16 protein-coding genes are annotated in these 20,993 nt (G+C 40.0%); 12 read left to right on the top strand and 4 right to left on the bottom strand.

All coding sequences use genetic code 11. The features are described from left to right. Window positions 1-2: 2 nt before the first annotated feature. The 12 genes from NK987_RS09600 (at window position 3) to NK987_RS09535 (ending at window position 16,344) form a co-directional block, all read left to right on the top strand. The gene (locus tag NK987_RS09600) at window positions 3-968 is read left to right on the top strand and encodes a vWA domain-containing protein (protein ID WP_258422799.1); all 966 of its coding nucleotides are present in this window, start codon (window positions 3-5) and stop codon (window positions 966-968) included. Window positions 969-983: 15 nt separating this feature from the next. Continuing rightward, entirely contained in the window at window positions 984-1,826 is an 843-nt protein-coding gene (locus NK987_RS09595) for a hypothetical protein (RefSeq protein ID WP_259263667.1), read from the top strand. A 273-nt stretch (window positions 1,827-2,099) separates the two neighbouring features. Further along, on the top strand, window positions 2,100-3,278 hold the full coding sequence (locus NK987_RS09590) for an acetyl-CoA C-acyltransferase (RefSeq protein ID WP_259263666.1): 1,179 nt from the start codon (window positions 2,100-2,102) through the stop codon (window positions 3,276-3,278). 71 nt (window positions 3,279-3,349) lie between these two features. Further along, window positions 3,350-4,495 carry a toxin-antitoxin system YwqK family antitoxin gene (locus tag NK987_RS09585; RefSeq protein ID WP_259263665.1) on the top strand — a complete coding sequence of 382 codons (1,146 nt, stop codon included), beginning with the start codon at window positions 3,350-3,352 and terminating at the stop codon, window positions 4,493-4,495. A gap of 84 nt (window positions 4,496-4,579) precedes the next feature. Further along, complete coding sequence (locus NK987_RS09580; protein ID WP_259263664.1) at window positions 4,580-5,515, top strand: phosphoribosylaminoimidazolesuccinocarboxamide synthase; 936 nt, start codon at window positions 4,580-4,582, stop codon at window positions 5,513-5,515. A 48-nt stretch (window positions 5,516-5,563) separates the two neighbouring features. Further along, window positions 5,564-5,944 (top strand): STAS domain-containing protein, encoded by a 381-nt coding sequence (locus tag NK987_RS09575; protein ID WP_259263663.1) that lies wholly within the window; start codon window positions 5,564-5,566, stop codon window positions 5,942-5,944. 2 nt (window positions 5,945-5,946) lie between these two features. Next, window positions 5,947-6,861: a ribonuclease Z gene (locus tag NK987_RS09570; RefSeq protein WP_259263662.1), complete on the top strand. Its 915-nt coding sequence runs from the start codon at window positions 5,947-5,949 to the stop codon at window positions 6,859-6,861. 33 nt (window positions 6,862-6,894) lie between these two features. After that, the gene (locus NK987_RS09565) at window positions 6,895-7,701 is read left to right on the top strand and encodes a queuosine precursor transporter (protein ID WP_259263661.1); all 807 of its coding nucleotides are present in this window, start codon (window positions 6,895-6,897) and stop codon (window positions 7,699-7,701) included. Between the two features lie 167 nt (window positions 7,702-7,868). Next, window positions 7,869-12,818 (top strand): PKD domain-containing protein, encoded by a 4,950-nt coding sequence (locus NK987_RS09560; RefSeq protein WP_275982513.1) that lies wholly within the window; start codon window positions 7,869-7,871, stop codon window positions 12,816-12,818. Continuing rightward, a complete protein-coding gene (locus tag NK987_RS09545; RefSeq protein WP_259263660.1) occupies window positions 12,815-13,840 on the top strand; it encodes a PorP/SprF family type IX secretion system membrane protein in 1,026 nt (341 codons plus the stop codon). The genes NK987_RS09560 and NK987_RS09545 overlap by 4 nt, the downstream gene beginning before the upstream one ends. Before the next feature lie 174 nt (window positions 13,841-14,014). Beyond that, window positions 14,015-14,524 carry a hypothetical protein gene (locus NK987_RS09540; protein ID WP_259263659.1) on the top strand — a complete coding sequence of 170 codons (510 nt, stop codon included), beginning with the start codon at window positions 14,015-14,017 and terminating at the stop codon, window positions 14,522-14,524. Then, the gene (locus NK987_RS09535) at window positions 14,521-16,344 is read left to right on the top strand and encodes a M64 family metallopeptidase (protein WP_259263658.1); all 1,824 of its coding nucleotides are present in this window, start codon (window positions 14,521-14,523) and stop codon (window positions 16,342-16,344) included. Before NK987_RS09540 ends, NK987_RS09535 begins: the two co-directional genes overlap by 4 nt. A 99-nt stretch (window positions 16,345-16,443) precedes the next feature. Here the strand turns inward: NK987_RS09535 and NK987_RS09530 are convergent, their stop codons facing one another. The 4 genes from NK987_RS09530 to NK987_RS09515 all read right to left on the bottom strand — a co-directional run bounded on the left by NK987_RS09530 (window position 16,444) and on the right by NK987_RS09515 (window position 20,694). Beyond that, window positions 16,444-17,313 carry a helix-turn-helix transcriptional regulator gene (locus NK987_RS09530; protein WP_259263657.1) on the bottom strand — a complete coding sequence of 290 codons (870 nt, stop codon included), beginning with the start codon at window positions 17,311-17,313 and terminating at the stop codon, window positions 16,444-16,446. Window positions 17,314-17,421: 108 nt separating this feature from the next. Next, window positions 17,422-17,898 carry an exonuclease domain-containing protein gene (locus NK987_RS09525; protein WP_259263656.1) on the bottom strand — a complete coding sequence of 159 codons (477 nt, stop codon included), beginning with the start codon at window positions 17,896-17,898 and terminating at the stop codon, window positions 17,422-17,424. A gap of 277 nt (window positions 17,899-18,175) precedes the next feature. After that, the gene (locus NK987_RS09520; protein WP_258422786.1) at window positions 18,176-19,261 is read right to left on the bottom strand and encodes an AAA family ATPase; all 1,086 of its coding nucleotides are present in this window, start codon (window positions 19,259-19,261) and stop codon (window positions 18,176-18,178) included. Window positions 19,262-19,623: 362 nt separating this feature from the next. Then, complete coding sequence (locus NK987_RS09515) at window positions 19,624-20,694, bottom strand: mechanosensitive ion channel family protein (RefSeq protein ID WP_259263655.1); 1,071 nt, start codon at window positions 20,692-20,694, stop codon at window positions 19,624-19,626. Window positions 20,695-20,993: the final 299 nt, after the last annotated feature.

Below are 20,993 nucleotides of genomic sequence, written 5' to 3'. Positions count from 1 at the left end.
GCATGATTTGGGCATACCCTGACACGAGATTGATTTATATATTGGCCGCAGTTTTTGGCTTATTGTATTTGGTATACTTGTACCGTTTTTATTTGATCAACAAAAAACTTGTTGTCCAAAAACACAGGCTTTTTCTTAAACTTCTGCTTAGGCTTTCTTATTTCATTTTGTTTTTGATCGCCTTGGCAGGGCCATCCATAGGCACTTCCATGAAAGAAATCAAAGAGGAAGGAAAAGACATCTTCATAGCGATAGATCTTTCCCAATCCATGAATGCCACCGATATAGGCCCAAGCAGAATCCAAAGGATAAAATTTGAATTGAAAAACCTGGTCAAGAATTTTTCCGGTGACAGGATCGGATTGATCATCTTCAGTTCGGAAGCATTTATCCAATGTCCACTGACCTTCGACCAAAACGTCCTTCAACTCCATCTCGACGGATTGAATACAGGATTGGTCCCAAACCAAGGTACAGACATCTCTGCTCCTTTGAATATGGCATTGAATAAATTTGACTTGGAAGAATCTGCCGAAGCCAATTCAAAATCAATCATCCTGATCTCGGACGGGGAAGATTTCGGGGAAGATTTTCAGGACATCACCTCACAATTGAGTGATAAAGGAATCAAAGTATTTTCATTAGGAGTCGGAACAAGTCAAGGAAGCAATATTCCCAAAGGAAGTGGAAAAATCATAGATCCCAATACCAACCTACCGGCCATCAGCCGATTGGAATCCGACAACCTCAAATTGATCGCTTCACAAACAAATGGCTCCTATTTTGAACTCAGTGATGATGTACAAGAAATACCAAACCTAATCTCTGCTTTGGAAAGACAGGAAGCTACTGTAACCGGGTCCAGGATGGTAGAAGCTTCCGCCAATAAGTATTTTTATTTTCTGTTAATTGCATTGGGCTTAGGGCTTCTTGACCTGATGTTGCCATTTAAAACCATCAAATTGTAAAAACGTGTAACAAACATGATGACTTCAATACGTGTTTTCTTTTTATCGATTCTGATGATCACTTCTAATTGGAATGAAGTGGGAAAGAGAAATGCTGCCATCAAAGCTGCGACAAAAAGCTATGAAGAAACAGACTATGAAGCCTCCATCACCAATCACCTCAGACTTGTCAGTGAATATAACCTGACAACACCCAATGTCACCTATAATCTTGCGCTGAGTCAACATTACGGCGGACAATTGGAACAGGCGGGGCTCACGTATCAAAGCCTTTACCAATCCCCCGATAAAAACATCGCTTCATTTGCTTACAACCAAAACGGAGTCATACTAGGTGGGGAAAAGAAATATGATGAGGCCCTCGAAGCATTCAAAATGTCTCTGATCAATAACCCAACCAATGAATCCGCGAGGTACAATTATGAATTGCTAAGCAGGTGGTTAGAAAAAAATCCTGAGCAACAAGAACAGCAGCAGCAGGACCAACAGGATAAAGAAGATCAGGAAAAACAAGAGGAACAGGATAAGCAGGATCAGAAATCAGAAGAAAAGAAAGACGGTGAAGGGGAAGAAGAAACTAAAGAGGATGAAGCATCCGAATCCCAGAAAAAAGAAGATAAAGAAGGAGAAAAATCTCAGGAAGAAAAGGATTCTGAAGAAGCAAGTGACATAGAAAGCGACCTTAGCGACAGAGAAAAAGCTTTGGAAAAGGTCAAAGAAAAACTTCAGGAAATGAATCTTTCTCCGGAACAAGCTGCTCAAATCCTTGAAGCAATGAATGCAGCTGAACTCCGATATATCCAACAGAATAAGAAAAAACCTACCAAAAAACCACAAAGAGGACTGCCGGAATGGTAGTTGGAGGTTTGGAAGTTGGAAGGTTGGAAGTATATGGTGGAAAGTTTTGGAAAAGTTGTAAGTGGTGAAAGGTGAGTGGTCGATCTCATATCCAATTCTTGGTTCCCTGTTCTTGACACTGGACCCTGAGCGAAGTCGAAGGGCTCAGCTCTCTGTTCTCGGATCTGAGCTTTCTTATCTCTGTCCTCGAATCTGGGCTCTCTTGTCTCGGTTCTCGCTTCTCGGTTCTCTCTTCTCAGGTCTCATATCTCACATCTTAAAATATAAACCCAAATGAAAGAAGTCTATATAGTATCCGCCGTAAGAACTCCGCTTGGAAGTTTTGGCGGAAAGCTGTCCGGGTTGACTGCCGTAGAACTCGGAAGTATCGCCATCAAAGGTGCTTTGCAAAAAGCAGGAGTAGATCCAAGCGAAGTACAGGAAGTCATGATGGGGAATGTGATTTCTGCCAATCTCGGACAAGCACCTGCACGTCAGGCCGCTATCGGAGCAGGACTTGGTTACAATGTTCCTTGTACGACAGTAAATAAGGTCTGCGCTTCAGGAATGAAAGCAGTGATGTTTGCAGCACAATCTATCATGACAGGTCAAAACGACCTTGTGGTAGCAGGTGGCATGGAAAGCATGTCCAATGTCCCATACTATATTCCAAAAGGAAGATTCGGTTACAAATACGGCAATGCCGAACTGGTAGACGGATTGGTCAAAGACGGTTTGTTTGAAGCTTATTATAAATTCCCGATGGGTAACTGTGCAGATAATACCGCCAAGGAAATGAATATCAGCAGGGAAGAACAAGATACTTATGCCATCCAATCATACACACGCTCGGCTGAAGCATGGAAATCAGGGGCATTCAAAGACGAGGTCATTCCTGTAGAAATCGCAGGAAGAAAAGGAGAAACAATCCTCATAGAGGAAGATGAGGAATTCAAAAATGTCATGTTTGACAAAATTCCCACGCTGAGACCTGTATTTGAAAAAGACGGTACAGTGACCGCTGCCAATGCCTCCACCATGAATGACGGTGCTTCGGCATTGGTTTTGGCTAGCAAAGAAAAAGTCGAGGAACTTGGACTCACACCCATCGCCAAAATAAGAGGCTTTGCAGATGCTGCACAAGATCCGCTTTGGTTTACCACCGCACCGGCTTTGGCTATCCCAAAAGCTATCAAAAATGCAGGGTTGTCTGCAGAGGAAATTGATTATTATGAAATCAACGAGGCATTTGCCGCTGTGGCTATCGCAAACCAGCGTGAGCTTAACCTCAAAAATGACAAGCTGAACGTATTTGGCGGAGCTGTTTCTTTGGGACATCCGCTTGGCGCTTCGGGTGCAAGGATCATTACGACACTTTGTTCCGTGTTGGATCAAAAGAAAGGCAAAATAGGCGTCGCAGGTATCTGCAACGGCGGAGGCGGCGCTTCGGCCATCGTCATCGAAAAACTCTGATTGAATTGGGGATAAAGGAAATCTATCTTTATCCCCGTATTTTTTTACCTAATTAACCCCAAAAATTCCTGATGAAATCACCCACTCATTCAATGTATTCTAATCAAAATCAAGGGGCTTGGAAAAAAACCGCCCTGACCTTACTATTTGGAATTGGGATTTTAGCACCGTTATTTTCTCAGGAGTTGGTGAAAGTATACTACGATGAAGATAAAAAATTACTGAAGGAAGAATATTTCACCGTTGGTGGTGTACCACAGGGAGAATTCAAACTCTACCTTGCCACAGGGGAATTGGCGCAGACCGGCTATCTTAAAGATGGAAAGAAAGAAGGTTTGTTCATTGATTGGTATCCCGAGACTGGAGACACGCTCCGAAAAGTCAATTATGTCAATGACAAAAAGCAGGGTAAATCGATCAATTACTTTCCTTCCGGTAAGGTGTCTCAGGAATTAACTTATGTGGACAATAAAATAGAGGGGGAAATCACCTCTTACTTTGAAGAAGGAACAGTCAAACAGAAATCGTACTTTAAAAATGACAAGCCAAATGGTTGGACTTTGGTATACAGCGAGGAATTGCCCGGAGCAATTTCTGAAAAAATATTATTCAACGAAGGTGTCATTGAAATCAGGGAGAATTATTTTGAGGAACAGCTTACAAATAGGTCTACTTATAAAGACGGAAAGCTGAATGGCCCTCAATTCACTTATTATCCAGAGGAAAAAATTTCCTCGCAAATCAATTACAAAAACGGTATACAGGATGGTGAAGCTATTTTTTATTTTGAAAACGGCCAAATAGCCAAAAAAGGAAGCTACAAAAAAGGTGTCCCGACAGGTAAATTTGAAAGTTTTTACGAAAGCGGAAAAATCGAAAAAATGGTCAGCTACAAAAATGGAAACATCACAGGAAAAGCCATCAGCTACTTTGAAAATGGAAAAACTTCAGAGGTTTCCAATTTCAATTCTTATGGTGAGATTGTACAGATCCTTGGCTACCATGAAAACGGCCAAAAGGAAAGGATCATTAACTTCAGAAATGGACTGGAGGAAGGGGAAGTGCTGATTTACCATCCCAATGGAAATCTGAAAGAATCTATTTTTTACAGGTTGGGAAAGCCACACGGCATCCAAAAAATATATGATGAAAGTGGCAACCTGATTTCTGAAAGGTTATTCAAAGAAGGAAAGCCTGTCGACCCGCCGACAAAATAAAAATTGGAAAAAAACCGATAATTAATCAGGCGCAAACCGCCAATAAACCCATCTTTTTCTAATTTTGCCAAATAGACAATAAAAATGGAAAAAGGCATAAAAGAAACACATTTCAATTTCCCCAATCAGAAGGGATTTTACAAGGGGAAAGTGAGAGACGTTTATATTTTTGAGGACAAGTTGGCTGTAGTGGCCACAGACCGTATATCCGCTTTCGATGTGGTTTTGCCAAAACCGATTCCATATAAAGGACAGGTTTTGAATCAGATAGCAGCCCGATTCCTCAAAGCCACCGCTGATTTAGTCCCAAATTGGGTCACCGCCACTCCCCATCCTTATGTAACGATAGGCAAAAAATGTGAACCCTTCAAAGTCGAAATGGTCATCAGAGGATACCTTGCCGGCCATGCTGCAAGAGAGTACAAAGCCGGAAAAAGAAGCATCTGCGGCGTTTCCCTTCCGGAAGGATTGGCCGAAAACGACAAACTTCCCCATCCGATTATCACGCCCACCACTAAAGCATCCGAAGGTCACGACGAGGATATTTCAAAAGAAGCTATCCTTGCACAAGGAATTGTAAGCCAAGAGGATTATGAAGTTTTGGAAAAATACACCCATGCCCTATTTGCAAAAGGAAGTGAAATGGCTAAAGAAATGGGTCTGATTCTGGTAGATACTAAATATGAATTTGGGAAATATGGAGACCAAATCCTCTTGATTGATGAGATCCATACCCCTGATTCTTCACGGTACTTTTATGCAGACAAGTATGATGAATACCAAAAAGCCGGATTAGCCCAAAAGCAATTGTCTAAGGAATTTGTAAGACAGTGGCTGATAATAAATGGTTTTCAAGGAAAAGAAGGTCAATCTGTTCCGGAAATGAAGGATGAATTCATTGAAGAAATCTCCAACAGGTACATCGAACTCTATGAAAATATTATTGGTGAACCATTTGTTAAATCTGCTTATACAGATTTGGAAGGAAGTATAGAAAAAGCCATATTGGAAAATATTTAATTCACAAAACCGTCCTGTTTTGAGGGACAACATTCAAAAACGATTGCTATGAAGTATTCAGTTGATAAAAAAGAACAATACGTAATTTTTACCCCAATGGAAGAAAAGCTGGACTCAGCACTTTCTCCAAAACTCAAGTCTGAACTTTTGACAGTTCAGGCTGAAGGTTATAACAACTTGGTCATTGATATGAGTAATGTGAAATACGCTGATTCAAGCGGATTGAGTGCTCTTTTGGTAGGCAACAGGGAATTTGGCCGCAATGGTGGAATTTTCATCATTGCTTCTCCCCAAGACCATGTCATGAAATTAATTAAACTTTCCATGCTCGATAAGGTTTTTATCATTGTGGACACCATTGAAGAAGCTGCCGAAGCTATCTTTATCCATGAAATTGAAGGTAAAGAACAAGAAGAAGAGGAAGATTAATTTTGGAATTTGAAGTCACCATCCTCGGATCCAATTCCGCCATTCCTGCCCACGGAAGAAACCAGACATCTCAACTGGTATCCGTGGGCAATTCTTTTTTATTGATCGACTGTGGTGAAGGAACCCAAATCCAGCTCCGGAAATTCAGGCTCAAATTTGGAAGGATAGACTTCATACTGATTTCCCACCTCCACGGTGATCATTTTTATGGCCTGATGGGACTGATTTCAAGCTTCCATCTAGTGAAAAGGGAAAGACTATTGACCATCTTTGGTCCGAGTGGACTGGATGAGATCATCACCACCCAACTTAAGCATACCAATACCAAATTGAGTTTTCCCCTACGTTTTGTTCCAACTCAGGCTGAAGGAAAAAACTTGATCCTGGAAGAACCCATGTTCAGGGTTTTCACCTTTCCTTTACAACACAGAATTCCCTGTACCGGATTTTTGATTGAAGAAAAACCCGGACTTCGAAACATGATCAAAGAAAAATTGATAAAAACCAAAATGCCTGTCGAAGCCATTGTCTCATTACGTGAAGGAAATGATGTTTTAGACTCCGACGGCAAAGTCAAATACAGTGTAGAGGAATATACTTATCCTCCAAAACAATCTAAAAAATATGGCTATTGTTCTGATACCATCTTTGATCTGAGTTTGGTAGGGTATATCAAAGGTGTCGATTTATTGTACCACGAAGCTACCTTCGGTGATGATGAGAAAGAAAGGGCAGGCACAACATTTCATAGTACATCAAGGCAAGCAGCCAACATTGCAAAGGAAGCAGAGGTTGATAAATTGCTTCTGGGACATTACTCCTCGAGGTACAAGGACCTCATCCCAATCCTGAATCAGGCCAAAGAAGTTTTTGAAAATAGTTTTCTTAGTGAAGAAGGAATAACTTATTCAATCTGACCCTAATCCCAACTGAAAAATCACCACAACTTTATGGGAAGTATAACCGAACAAAAGTCTTTTCAATCCAAGAAAACAAACTTATTCATCATCCTTAGCGGTCTTTTCCTCACCAATGCAATTTTAGCAGAAATAATCGGTGTCAAAATATTCTCAGGAGAGCAGACATTGGGAATTGAGCCTGTAGGTTGGAAAATCTTTGGGGATTATATCCTTGACTTCAACCTGACTGCGGGAGCGGTGATATGGCCGGTCGTATTTATCACTTCCGACATTATCAATGAATATTTTGGAAAGAAAGGGGTCAGAAAAATCAGCTTTATCACTGCATTTTTCATTGCTTACATTTTCTTGGTCATTTCAGTAGTAACCGTTCTCCCTCCTGCAGCCTTTTGGCTTGAGGTAAACACCCCGGATGCAGATGGCAATGCTTTCAACATCAACAATGCATTCAACATGATTTTCAGACAAGGCTTGGGAATTATTTTGGGCTCACTGACTGCATTTTTGTTGGGGCAGTTGATTGATGTGTATGTTTTCCAGAAACTGAGAAAAATCACCGGTTCAAAAATGATTTGGCTCAGGGCCACCGGATCTACGCTAGTGTCTCAGCTGATCGACTCTTTTGTCGTCTTGGGAATTGCTTTTTATGTTTTTGGAAACTGGAGTTGGGCACAAGTGGCCTCAGTCGCCATCATCAATTATGTCTATAAATTCAGTGTAGCCATCCTGCTTACTCCCCTACTCTATTTGGGACATTATTTGATTGATCGGTATTTGGGGAAAGAAGTTGCTGAAGTCATGACCAAAGAAGCCTCCAATGACACTTCGTTTTTATAGCCTTGGTTAAAAATTTAGCCATAGGAATTCCATAAGGGTCATTTGTTAAAAATCAATTCAACTGATTTTGGGTTGATTTTAAATTTTTGGATATATTTTTTAAGATAGTTTGATTATATTCGGCAATAGTTTGTATACGTATTACATTTTTATTTATTGCTAGATAAATGAATCCTATTAGAAAGCTCCTCGCAACATTTTATCTAGCCTTGTTTTTTTTGGTAGGTGGAGTAAGTGCCATGTTTGTACTTTCGGGCAGATTAGATTTTATATATCCAAAAACCTCCACAAGCAACAGCATACTTGAAGCGCCTGTGGCTGATTTTTCTTTTGTCCAAAACGATCTTTGCGGTTCCTCGCCTGTGGTTTTCACCAACCTCTCTACAGGTTCCCAATTAACCTACCTTTGGGAATTTGGGGATGGACAAAGTTCTACCCTTGAATCTCCTGAATATATTTTTGATAATGCCATTGGGAATGGCACGCAATCTTACGTAGTCGAATTGACCGTAACGGATTCATTGGGGGTCACAAATACCAAAACTGAAACCATCACAGTTAATCAGATTCCTTCAACGACTGTAATCAGTGACCGTTTTGATTCTGATTTTGACAACCTTCCGTTTTTTATCGTCTGTGACAATGAACAGTCGGCCTTCACTTTTTTTAATAACTCCTCCACCAAAGAAACCAATGTTTCCTACACCATAGAATGGGGGGACGGAACCGAACCTTTTGTCGCAGAAAATTGGGAAGAGGTATCACATGCTTATCCCATAGGGGTATTTTACCTTGACTATACTGTAGTTGGCGGGAATGGCTGCTCCATCACAAAAAGAATCGGTGTTTTCATAGGATCTAATCCTGCTGTTGGATTTGGTAATCCCGGCAATACAAATATATGTTCAGGAGAAGCACTGACATTCCCGATTACAGGCACAGAAAATAATCCTTCCGGAACGGTTTATACTGTCACTTTCTCCGACGGATCAGAACCACAGGTTTTCAACCACCCTCCCCCTCCTTCTGTAAGTCATATTTTTACAGAAACTTCCTGCGGAAAATCTGGTGGGCAAGGATTCCCAAATTCATTTTCAGCCACCATTTTGGCAGAAAATCCCTGTTCAAAATCTTCTGCCCAAGTCGTACCCATTTATGTCACCGAAAAACCTGAACCCATCATTGGAATTGAAGAGGATGTTTATTGTGTAAATACTTTTTTTGAAATTGAAAACCAGACTCTTTATGGAAATGAAGCAAACAACAGTGGCCAATGTACCAACATTGGTAAGTTTGTCTGGGAAATAAGCCCCACCACAGGTTGGGAATTGAGTCCGGGAAATACCTTGGGAACCCTTACAAATCCAAATATCCCTAATTCCTGGATTAATGGATCAATGGTCTTGACTCCAAGATTTACCGAACCGGGAGTCTACACAATCAAACTTATTTCAGGCAACAGGTGTGGCATAGAGGAAATCACCGAAACAGTATGTATCATCCCCGAACCTATCCCTGCATTTGAAGTGGATATACTTGAAGGTTGTGGACCAGTCGTGGTGAGGACTACCAATAACTCAAATATCCTCGAGACCTGTGCGGCACCTGAGAATTTCTTGACTTGGTCCGTTTCCATCCAAGGAAATGAATGCAGTACTTCTGACACATGGTCATTTTTAGAAGGAACCGGTCCCAACTCCATCAACCCTGTATTTGAATTTACAAGTCCAGGAAATTACCTGATCACACAAACTCTAAATACTCCTTGTGGTGTTTTTTCCGATTTGAAAACAGTAACTGTTTTTGCTCCACCATTGGTTGCAATTGAAAATATCCCTGATGCCTGTGGGGAACTAGTTCTCAACCCCCTAGCAAATGTCAGCTCTTGCGGTTCAGAATCGACAGTTTATAAATGGACATTTGAGGGAGGAACACCGGCAACTGCAAATACCCTTGATCCAGGATCAATTACATTTAGCACTCCCGGCATAAAAAATATCACCTTGGAAGTTACCAATTCCTGCGGAACAGTTCAGGAATCCATTCAGTTTGAGCTCAATCCGCTACCTGTTGTAGATGCAGGGGAAGATAAAAGTATCTGCAAAGGGGAAATCCTGACATTGGATGCCATTGCCTCTCCTGAAGGGAATTATACTTATTCCTGGAGTTCAGATCCTGTAAGCCCTATCGAAAATGCCAACACAAAAAGCCCAACAATCCAACCTGATCAAACCACAAAGTATATCGTCCAAATCAGAAACACAGACACGGGCTGTTTGGAGTTTGATGAGGTTTTGGTCGCAGTCATTCCTGCCCCTACAGTAAAATTCTCTATTCCTGACCAAGAAATATGTTCAGGGGAAAGTACCTCAGCGGTCAACCTGATTTCTGACCCTACAGGATATGATATAGAATGGACCGCCCAAAGCAATGGCGTTGGCGGGGTAATAGCAAGCGGGATAAACGTGATTCCTTCCCAACTTTTGACCAATATCACAAACGCCCCTATCGATGTCATTTTTCTTGCCAAAATCGTAGCAGAGGACTTAGGAGCTTGTGAAGAAGTGGTAGGAACCTACAAGATTACTGTCAATCCGGAGCCTGTATACATCGATGATAGCTTGGAAATATGCAGCGGATCCAATTTGGACTTTACTCCAGAAAATTTGATCCCAGGTTCTTTATTCACTTGGACGGTAAACCAAATTCCGGGTGTTTTCGGTGCAGCGCCTTCCACCCAACCTAGTTCCTCTATTCAAAATACCCTTTCCAACAATACCAATGAGGCAAGAAATCTTCTCTATCAAGTCACACCTTTTCTGGGATCTTGTCCGGGAAAACCGTTTTCACTGATTGTTACACTACTTCCTTCTCCGGGTATCAATTTTTCAATTGGTGACCAGGTCCTTTGTACAGGTACCTCAAGTAGCGAAGTTTTGATCTCCAGTCCCGTTCCTTCGGCAACATTCACTTGGACTGCTTCCCCAAATGGTGTTGAAGGTGTAGTCTTGTCCGGCCAAGGAAACACCATTCCAGTCCAAAATCTGATCAACCCAAGTCCTAACCCGCTCACAGTGGAATATCAGGTCAGTGCCTTTACCGGAGTTCAAAATTCCTGCTCCGGAATTCCGCAAATCTATAAAATCACTGTCAATCCATCCATCAGCCTCACAGAGCAAGTTTCAGATTTTTCAGGATTTGAAATCAGCTGCTTTGGAGCGAATGATGGCAGGGTATCAGTCATACCCTCAGGAGGAAACGGGAATTTCATCTTCACTTGGACCGGACCCAATGGCTATACTTCAGGGAACCAGACAATAGAAAATTTAGCCCCCGGCCAATACGAACTATTGATCGAAGATGAATTTGGCTGCAATATCGCCAAGAGTTATACCCTCACGGAACCAGAAGCATTGTTAGCAACTTTTGTTGAGAAAACCGATGTATTCTGTACAGGAGACAATACTGGAAGGATTGAGGTAGCGGTTTCAGGAGGAGTAGAACCTGAAGGATACCAATTCAATTGGACCAAAGACGGTCAGATTTTTGAAGCAGACAGTCCAATTATTGAAAACCTGCAGGCAGGTACGTATGAACTGACTTTGGTCGACAACAACAATTGCAGTGTCTCAACAGGTCCGATTCTCATCGCCGAACCGGAAGTCAAGCTTCAGATTCAGGTAAACAAGGAAGACATCTCTTGCTACGAAGCCAATGATGGCAAAATAGACCTGAACATTATCGGCGGTGTAGCACCCTATCAGATAGATTGGGATTTTGGTTCGAATGCAACTTCCTTCGAAAATGTAGGTCCGGGGACTTACACCGTCACTGTGGAGGATCAAGCAGGTTGTATCGTCTCCGAATCTGTCAATATAGTAGATGCACCCTTATTCAAAGTGAGTTCAGAGGTAACCCAAATCACCTGTTTCGGCGAGCAAAACGGGGCTATTGAATTGAATATCGAAGGCGGTAATGAAGGCGTCAATATAAGATGGGACAACGGACAGGAACTTCCTGGGATTTTCAACTTAGGTCCGGGCAACTACGGGGTGACTGTCACCAAATTCGGTACCTGTCCTGTAAGAAGGGAATTTACGATTATCCAGCCGGATCCATTGGTCCTAGAATCTGTCGTGACTGATGCACTTTCCTGCGACAATCCTCAGAGCGGAAATATTTTGGTCAATGTAGCCGGCGGAACCCCGCCATTCACTTTCAAATGGAGTAACGGAAGTACCCAGCAAAACCTCATCAATCTTTCCTCAGGACCTTATTCTCTTGAGGTAACCGATGCGAATGGATGCATCACCGAAGGTCAGTTCCAGATCAAAAGGCCTGCTCCAATAGAAGTGGTCACTGTCAGAAATACCAAAATAGTCTGTGAACCAAGAGCCATAACAGAAGAATTCAACATCTCAATAACAGGTGGAGTACCTCCTTATTCCATACAATGGTCAAACGGATCAGTAGAGGATGATGGATTGAAAATGTCTACAAGACAACCGGGTCTATACCTGCTTTCCATCACTGACGCGGTAGGATGCTCTTTCAATGAGTCATTTGAAGTGGAAAACACAGACGTAGTCATCGATGCCAGCATCCAATCCACCGGGATTGACCAAAACGGATCATTCCTAGTCGGTATCCCAATCACTTTCCAAAATAAATCTGTAGGAAATATCATCTCCTACTTCTGGGATTTTGGTGACGGAAACAGTAGCTCCGAAATCAGCCCAACACATACATACCAAAAGCCAGGAAAATATACCGTCACCCTCCAAGCTATAGATGAAAACGGGTGTATCCTGGAAGTTAAAAAAGAAATCGAGATAACGGATTTCTTTTTGGTGGTCCCTAATGTATTCTCTCCCAATGCAGATGGGATCAATGACTATTTCTTTCCCAAATTTATCAATATCACCAAAATGGAATTTTGGATCCTGAACAAATGGGGAGAAACCATTTTCTACACCGAGGATATCAATTCACAGGGATGGGATGGGAAAGTCGGTGGAGATTATGCCATGCCGGGAAATTATGTGTACAGGCTCAAATTTGAAACCGTAGATGGACGGGTAGAAACGCAAACGGAGGTCTTCCTCTTACTGAAATGATGGAAAAAAGATTCATTATCGGACTTCTAATGTTCTTTACCTTTCTGCAGGTTTCGGCACAGGATTTTCATTTTTCGCAGTTTTATGCCTCTCCCCTCAACCTCAACCCTGCTCTTACAGGATCTACCGAACTCAGCCGTGTCGGTGTCAATTACCGCAAACAATGGCCTGGCCTGAACTATGATTTCAATGCCTATTCGGCCTATTTTGACCATTACAGCTTTGACCTTAACAGTGGTTTTGGATTTATGGTCAACAGCTTCCAAGAATCAAACATGCAGATCAATACTACAGACGTATCTCTGCTCTATAGTTACAACTTACAGGTAGCAGATACCTGGAACTTCAAATTTGGAGGGCAGGCAGCTTGGGTAAGACGTAGCGCTCAGCTTGACAACCTCGTGTTTGGAGATCAGGTGGACCTTTTCAATCGCACTATAAACCAAACTACTATTGACCAAATCCCTGAATTTGAGCCAAATGGATACCTAGACCTTTCCTTTGGCGCCTTGGTCAACAATGAATATTTTTGGTTGGGAGGATCTGCCCACCATGTCAACAGGCCTAGCCTTAGTTTTTTTCCGGACAATGAAGCTGGCTTCCTGCCAATGAAATGGAGCTTTCACGGTGGAGTCAATTTCCCTTTGGGCTCGAGAAATTATTTTGGGTCAAAGTTTGACAATCAGGTATCCATCCTTGCCAACTACAAAAACCAAAATCCTTTTCAGCAATTGGACCTCAGTGTACAGATGCTCTTTGGCAATGTTATTGGGGGATTGGGATTCAGGGGAATTCCCGGAGTAAGAGACCTTCCCAATCAAGATTCCATCATCTTTCTATTTGGCATCAATCTGTCCAACGGCATGGTGATCGGATATAGCTATGACTTTATGATTTCCAAAATCGGTTTCCAGACCCAAGGCGCCCATGAAGTATCCTTCCGCTATCAGTTCCTGATGGGCGATCCCAAATCCCGAAACCAGCGTAGCCGGGTTTTGAAATGCTTTAATTTTATGATGTGAGAGGATTTAAATCAATCAAGGAAATGAAGTTGTTCTTATCTCTAAAAACAAAAATATTGACATAGGCAGAATTCTTTTTTTTCAAAAACTAAAAACCGATTAGAATTCTGAAATGATTTTTGGATCAAACCTATTTTATTGAGATATTCAGGTTCAATTTTTTAAAAGAAAAATATGAACAGGATTTCAAATTTTCACATCATTTTATTCTTGTTTTTTCACTTCTCGTGCAAAAGTGTAAAGCCTGAAGATCAGTTTGGGATCCAAAATGAAGATTCAACTGAAGTAAGGCCCAATCCTGAAATCCTCCTGATTCTGTTTTATATCAATCAAAAAGATTCTATTTCAATAGATCAGTCCTATATCAATGTGGGGGTTTACAAAGGAAATGAAACAGGCTTGTCTTCATCTTACGATGGAGACCTTAAACTGACATTTATGGATTTGAAGGGGGATAATTGCCAAGAAATGATCGTTGCCAATCCACTTTTAAGGAAAGTTGAATATTCATCAGGTGACAGTACGGGAAAATTGATTGCTGAAGCGGTGGAATTAGAGGAAGCGAAATTTTTTATAAGGCTTCAATGGAAAGATTGTTTTCAGCAAATCAAGGTAGAAAAGCTCGCAGAGGATAAATGGGAATTATTAAAAACCTTCAACTATAATAAACCAAACGTCCGATGAAGAAGGTAGCTATTTTTATCGCCAATTTAATTTCATTGTTCTTCCTTTACCAAAGTTCCTTTGGACAAAACTTTGGGATGGAAATAATCAGATACAACGGTTCACCTGACCAAATGCTCAATTTGGTAATAATGGGCGATGGATATACCTTGAACGAACAGGAAAAATTCATTGAAGATGTCAAAAAAAATATTGACGGCATGCTTATCCAAAGTCCATGGAATGCCTATTCTCAAAAAATCAATGTTTATGCAGTCAAGGTGGTTTCTAATGTTTCAGGAGCGGCAAACCGTCCCGACCAACCTATTGATAATTATTTTGGGAGCTCTTTCAATACTTTAAATATAGAGAGGTTGCTGTATCCAACCCAAATCAACAGGATTTTGGAAGTTCTCAATAACCATACGCCATTTTTTGATATCGGACTCATTATGGTTAACGACCAAAGATACGGAGGAGGTGGAGGCACATTTGCAACTTTTTCGACAAATCCCGAATCTGCAGAGATCATGATTCATGAACTTGGTCATACTTTTTCCAGCTTGGCTGATGAGTATTGGGCAGGAAGCCAATATGCAAGAGAAACTTACAATATGACCAAAACCAGCGATGCAAATGAAATTAGATGGAAAAATTTCCTTAATAAAAACGGAATAGGAATATATGCACATGAAGAATCACCGACATGGTTTAGACCGCATCAAAATTGTAAAATGAGATTCCTTGGAAGGGATTTTTGCTCGGTGTGTACCAATGAACTCAGTAAAAAAATAGAAAGTCTGACGGCTCCCTCAGCTTTGCAATTACCTTTGGCATTTTTTGGGGCAGATAACAGGGAAATATATGAAGGGCAAAAAGTTAATTTTTTTGATTTGAGTAACGAGACTCCTACAGCATGGGAATGGACATTTGAAGGAGGAAATCCCGAAACCAGCAACCTCCAAAACCCAACCGTTACCTATCCAAATGAGGGTGTTTTTCAGGTTTCATTAAGAGCCTCCAATTCTCTGGGAACCTCAACCATCAACAGAACCCAATATATCCATGTAACTAAAGCAGATACCGAACCGCCAGTAATCAGGTTAAAAAATCTTACAGCCAATTTAAATGAAATGGGGCAAGTAAAAATTTCACCTGATGAAATTGACGATGGCACCACAGATAACGCGGGAATCCGTGAGTTGATACTATCTAAAACGGAATTTGACTGTAATGATATTGGAGAAAATGAAATAATCTTCAAAGCGATTGATATCAATGGAAACGAAAATACTCAAAGCGCAATAATCACTGTTGTAGATAAAAATCCACCAACTGTCTTGATCAGAAATTTTACTTTGATGCTTGATGAAGATGGAAATGGGGTGCTTTTGCCGGAAGACATTGACAATGGCTCATTTGACAATTGTGGAATTGAAAGCCGAAGTCTTTCAAAATCAAACTTTACCAAAGAAGACAATGGTGAAAATTTGGTTACACTCACCGTCAGAGATCTTTATGGAAATGAAAGCTCCAAAACTGCCAACGTGCGGGTGGATATGATTTTATCCACACCAGATGAAAATAAAAATGAAATCACCATCTACCCCAATCCAAGCCAAGGGATAATCCATATTGCCTTTCCTAAAATGATTGATCCTGAGCTCAAGTATATAGAGGTTTTGGACTCAAAGGGAACCGTCCTTCAAACTTTGAATGATATTCCTACCAGCGGAAATCTCATCCCAATAGATGTCAATGAGTTTGCCAATGGAATATACCTTGTCAGATTGACTTCTCGCAAAGGAGTTCAAAACCTGAAGTTTATAGTTAAAAAATAATGGGGAGTAATTATTTGTAACCGTAAGGTATAAACGATGAGAATATAGGAATCAGATTTGTTGGATTAATCTCAACAATTACCAAATCCTTCTCCAAAATCAGTAGTGCTTATATGCTTTCTCATGGGATTTTTTCACCTTATCGGCCAAAATCTTTGGCTCGATTACTTTCAGGTATTCTCCGAAAGAAAGTAATTCCATCAAAAAATCATGAGTAAGGCATAACCTGAGTTTGATCCTTATTTCTTCAGAATTGTCTATCAAAATCACCTGAGAGTCATGTAATGGCAATGTTTTGATATACTTTCCCTGAAAAGGGTCAAATGCTAAAATAATATCTTGGGGTGATTCTCCATTTGGACTTATGATTCCAAAACAATAGCGATAATTTTCTTCAACGCTATAATTCTTGGGATAAACAAAAGTATGCTTTGAAATTTCAAGTTGCGTCAAACGGTCCAAAGCAAAACTTTTGATTTCATTGTCTTTGGAGTCTTTAGCAATTATATACCATCGGTTTTTGAATTCCTTCAAAGCATAGGGTTCCACTATTCGTTGGCTCAGTTCATCATCCCAAAACTTCTGATATGTAAATTCGATTTTTAACCTATTCTTGATACTATGAAGAAGTCCGTATAGATTTTCTGTTCCCTGTGGCCTGCGTTTTTCCAAGTGAATAAAAGGAGTTAAATCCTGTGCCAGATTTAAAGAATTAAACATATCGAATGCCTCCATCATTCTTTGGAAATTCATGTTTTCATTCTTGTTTTGACTGATAAAATAGCCCTTGTTGGATTTTGAAAATTCGATGTCAATCCCAAAAACGTTTCTGATTTCCTTGATGTCTCTTTGAAGTGTCCGCTTCGAAAAGCCAATATTCAAAGTATCATCCTGCATCTGCAGGTAATCGAATTGATTTTCTATATAGGCTTGCAATTCCTCATAAGTTGAATAAGGTTTTAATTTCAACTTTTTTAGAATAAGCAAGTAGCGCGATATGTAGCCTCGTTTGGACATCAGTTAGTGAACTCATTTAAATAAAAATCAACAAATAAAACCTCTTAACTCAACTTCCTATTATTGGTTTTGTGAATAAATTTTAAACAATTCCGCACAAGCCATTGCATCACTCAGAGCATCATTGTGGTTTAATTGGATTCCATAGTTCTTGCAAAGGAAAGCCAAGTTAACTCCAAATATGCGGTAGGTACAATGCCCGGTAAATACCGGATTTGAAATACCATAGTACGCCAGTGTCTCCTTTAAGCATTGAAAATCAAATCGGAATCCATTGTGGGCTACTACATTCTGGTTTGTGATAAAAGGCTCAATTTGATCCCAAATTAAATCAAACGTTGGTAATTCCGCAGTTTGTTCGGGAGTAATTCCATGTATGTCAATAAATTTATTCCAATAGTAATTTTTTGGCGGCCGGACGAGAATTGATATTTTCTCTGTAATGATTTGATTCTCCACCCGGACCAATCCGACCTGACAAATACTCCACCGGTATCCCTGCGCTGTTTCAAAATCTATGGCGGTAAATGAATCCATAATCTATAAAGCCGGTGCGTGTTTTCCTTTATTAGAACCGCTTGGATGCCTCATGCATAGATAGCTTGTCAAGGAAGGAAGTGAAGAATATTTGGTAGCGCAATATTTACAAGCATATTGTGATTTTTCGCTTCCTTCATAAAGTTTGTGTTTTCCATTATTTGGTCCATTGGGAAACCTCATACATTGGGCACTCGTCAAACTAGCCACACTTGGATACTTTGACCCACAATATTCACAATAAAAATTTGCCATTTTTTTGAATTCATTTTGATGCCTACTCTATACAGTTTTCGGCTTGCCTGTTTTTGCTTAAAAGTTGAAAACCTACCGGATTACTAATTTTGGCTTGTTGGTAATCTTTTTCTTCTTGGTTATAGACTGAAGTCAATGTCATGGGTTTGTCAAAGGTCGTTTTGAAGCCGAGTTTGTTAGATAGCTGTTGGGCTTTGGCCACTTCTAATTCTTTGAATTCATACTTTGCTATAAGTCTTCCTTTCCGAATCAATGCACTGTCAATCTTTGAAATATCAATGTTGAAAGAACAGATTATTTGAACATTCAGACAGTCAGCAAGCAATCCATCTGAAATATTTAACAATGCCGATACCGGTGAATCTCCATCCCGTTCCCGATCCACTACAATATTTTCGGCATCTTCAATGACAAAGATGGAATTTGGATTTTCGATCAGAATGGAAATAAGGTTTGGGCTTGTAATGGCTCCTGCCATATTTGGCGGAAGAAAAATAATTTTCTTTTTAAGTGATGCGATGAGGTACCGGATGTAAGAAGTTTTTCCTGTTCCAGGTTTGCCATGAAGCAGGACTATACCCTTATCATTTTTCTTGGAAAGTCTTTTTATGATAGTCTGATGAACTTCATAAAAGCCTTCGTTATAATTATCCTGAATATTCAATTTCGGCTTTGTTATTGCCAATGCTTCTGTATAAATCCCTTTCATGCCACCAACAAGCAATAAAATCTTAGGCTTTCGCTTGGTCCTTCCTTTTTTGAATTTTTTAATTCCTTTAATTATTTCCTCAATTTTTGAAGGGTCAGTTTTTCTGAATAAAAATCTAACTATGGAACTGTTGGTGTCAAAATCAACCAATAAATCTTCCTCCAAAAAATAATAGATATCATCAAGTTCTGCCTTAACACTTCCCCCGAAGTACCTTTTGTTGAAATAATGCGCTTTAACTTCTGATCCAAACTTATTGTTAAACCAAAGATTGGCCTTTTTGCAATCAATATCTATCTCTTCAATTAAATTGGGAATACAATTAAAATGGGCTAGAAATAGTGTCAATTCATTAAGATAGGAGATACTTCTCTCTGCAAAAACTTCTGAAAGACTCATATTTGCAGATGTGTTTTGAAGATCAAAAAAATACTTCCCGTTATTAGTTGATATTTGGTTGGATGTTTTCATGTTTCTCTTTATTTCTAATGTCTTTCCAAAAGTAGAAGTATGAAACGCCAAAGTATGTCGCTCAAAAATTAATTACAGGTAAAAAGGTTTTACTGAAATTCTATCTATAATTCTGATAATCAAAATGGATCATTGAACCCAATAGTTAATTTTGGTCAAATTAAATTAATATTAAAAACTCTCCATCTTTTACCACTTTCAAGTAAAAATCTAAAAACTGTGAGATTTAAGTATTTGACAATCTTTATGTTATATATTTCCATTGTCCCATAAAAAAATCTTTTGCAGGATCATTTCATCTTGGTATTGGGAAAAATCACCTTATCCGGATTTTTCTTTAATTCTTCTATAACAACTTCAAAAAGTTCTCTTTTCACACGGCCGGAATTTTTTGGTTCGACCAGGTACCTCACTGTCACCTCTATCCAGGTATTGACATGTGCCTTCAAAATCACCGTCGGGTATTCGTTTACATCTAGTTCATCTACTGGAGTTTCTGATAATATCTTTTTGAATCGCTTCACCCTTCTGACCATTGCTTGACCTATCTTAACTTCAACCACACGCTTAATGGTATCGCTGGTAAATTTAAAATCGCTGTCATATGAAATAAAGAAGCTCATTTCGTTCCAGATAAAAGGAAACAAGGGCCAAGAATAGTTGTATACATATTCACCGAATACCTTGGAATTGGCAAACCTGATAATACGTCCGCTTGGATGATCAGATGACAAATAATCCCCATGAAATTCCCAAAGGGTGGTGTCGAGATAACCCACATTGATAACATCTCCAAAGACATTTCCTATCTTAATTCGGTCACCGACTTCAAACGGTTTTCGGATCAAAATATAAAGCCATCCAAAAAAACTCGTGATCAAATTTTGCAGTGCAAAACCAAGTATCAAGGATATAATTCCAAATGAAACCGCAGCCGCATACCAATTCGCAAAAAGAAGGGAAAGGATAATGACAAGAATGATCAGGGCTGCAAATAAGTCTGCGATCCGGTTGAAATTAAATTCTTTGGTTTTATCTTCAATCTTACTGTTAACGATATTTTTTAAAAGCCTAATCGCAAACAATACCAAAGAAACCAACATTATGGCTAATAAAATTTTTTGGGCAAGTGGAATATAGGTAATCGGAATAGGCAATCTCTTCCAGCCTAAGAGAAAATAAAGAGCTCCACATGACAAAAAAACAATGGCTGTGATGCCTAGAAAGGGCACTTGTTTTTGCACAATTTCAGGGCTTTCTTTTTGTGCAACAAGGGAGGTTTCGCTCAGGGCCCTTTGCACTTTTTCATCTTTTTTGATGGCTTCAATTTCTTTGTCTTCTTTTTGTTCTGTTGTTCCCATGCTTGAAGTTAACTCAAGTCGGCGTAATCTTAACCAACTTTCTGTTTTTACTCAGTTTACTTACTTCCATTAAATTTCTGATAGGACAGTTCTATAGAAAATGTTAAAGATGAATTTGAGTATCCGCATAGTTGCACGTTCCCGACCAATTCCGAAATTTTCTATCTAAATACTGAACTCCGTTTGTTCTAAGTGGGAAGGAAGGATCCCGAAACTTCGGGAGGCCGGCACAGGCCTTGTGCGCGGATAAGGGATTAAAACGGGAGTTTTAATAGCCAGAATGTGCGGCTGCCCATCTT

Source organism: Aquiflexum gelatinilyticum (genome assembly GCF_024813435.1).
Taxonomy (GTDB): Bacteria; Bacteroidota; Bacteroidia; order Cytophagales; family Cyclobacteriaceae; genus Cognataquiflexum; species Cognataquiflexum gelatinilyticum.
This window is presented reverse-complemented; position numbering and strand designations above follow the sequence as displayed.

What these genes read in the sequence shown, in the direction of transcription:
- NK987_RS09520 (WP_258422786.1), bottom strand. Translation starts at nt 19,261, where the DNA reads ATGAGTCTTTCAGAAGTTTTTGCAGAGAGAAGTATCTCCTATCTTAAT.
- NK987_RS09600 (WP_258422799.1), top strand. Translation starts at nt 3, where the DNA reads ATGATTTGGGCATACCCTGACACGAGATTGATTTATATATTGGCCGCA.
- NK987_RS09585 (WP_259263665.1), top strand. Translation starts at nt 3,350, where the DNA reads ATGAAATCACCCACTCATTCAATGTATTCTAATCAAAATCAAGGGGCT.
- NK987_RS09580 (WP_259263664.1), top strand. Translation starts at nt 4,580, where the DNA reads ATGGAAAAAGGCATAAAAGAAACACATTTCAATTTCCCCAATCAGAAG.
- NK987_RS09535 (WP_259263658.1), top strand. Translation starts at nt 14,521, where the DNA reads ATGAAGAAGGTAGCTATTTTTATCGCCAATTTAATTTCATTGTTCTTC.
- NK987_RS09560 (WP_275982513.1), top strand. Translation starts at nt 7,869, where the DNA reads ATGAATCCTATTAGAAAGCTCCTCGCAACATTTTATCTAGCCTTGTTT.
- NK987_RS09565 (WP_259263661.1), top strand. Translation starts at nt 6,895, where the DNA reads ATGGGAAGTATAACCGAACAAAAGTCTTTTCAATCCAAGAAAACAAAC.
- NK987_RS09590 (WP_259263666.1), top strand. Translation starts at nt 2,100, where the DNA reads ATGAAAGAAGTCTATATAGTATCCGCCGTAAGAACTCCGCTTGGAAGT.
- NK987_RS09540 (WP_259263659.1), top strand. Translation starts at nt 14,015, where the DNA reads ATGAACAGGATTTCAAATTTTCACATCATTTTATTCTTGTTTTTTCAC.
- NK987_RS09595 (WP_259263667.1), top strand. Translation starts at nt 984, where the DNA reads ATGATGACTTCAATACGTGTTTTCTTTTTATCGATTCTGATGATCACT.
- NK987_RS09575 (WP_259263663.1), top strand. Translation starts at nt 5,564, where the DNA reads ATGAAGTATTCAGTTGATAAAAAAGAACAATACGTAATTTTTACCCCA.
- NK987_RS09525 (WP_259263656.1), bottom strand. Translation starts at nt 17,898, where the DNA reads ATGGATTCATTTACCGCCATAGATTTTGAAACAGCGCAGGGATACCGG.
- NK987_RS09545 (WP_259263660.1), top strand. Translation starts at nt 12,815, where the DNA reads ATGATGGAAAAAAGATTCATTATCGGACTTCTAATGTTCTTTACCTTT.
- NK987_RS09515 (WP_259263655.1), bottom strand. Translation starts at nt 20,694, where the DNA reads ATGGGAACAACAGAACAAAAAGAAGACAAAGAAATTGAAGCCATCAAA.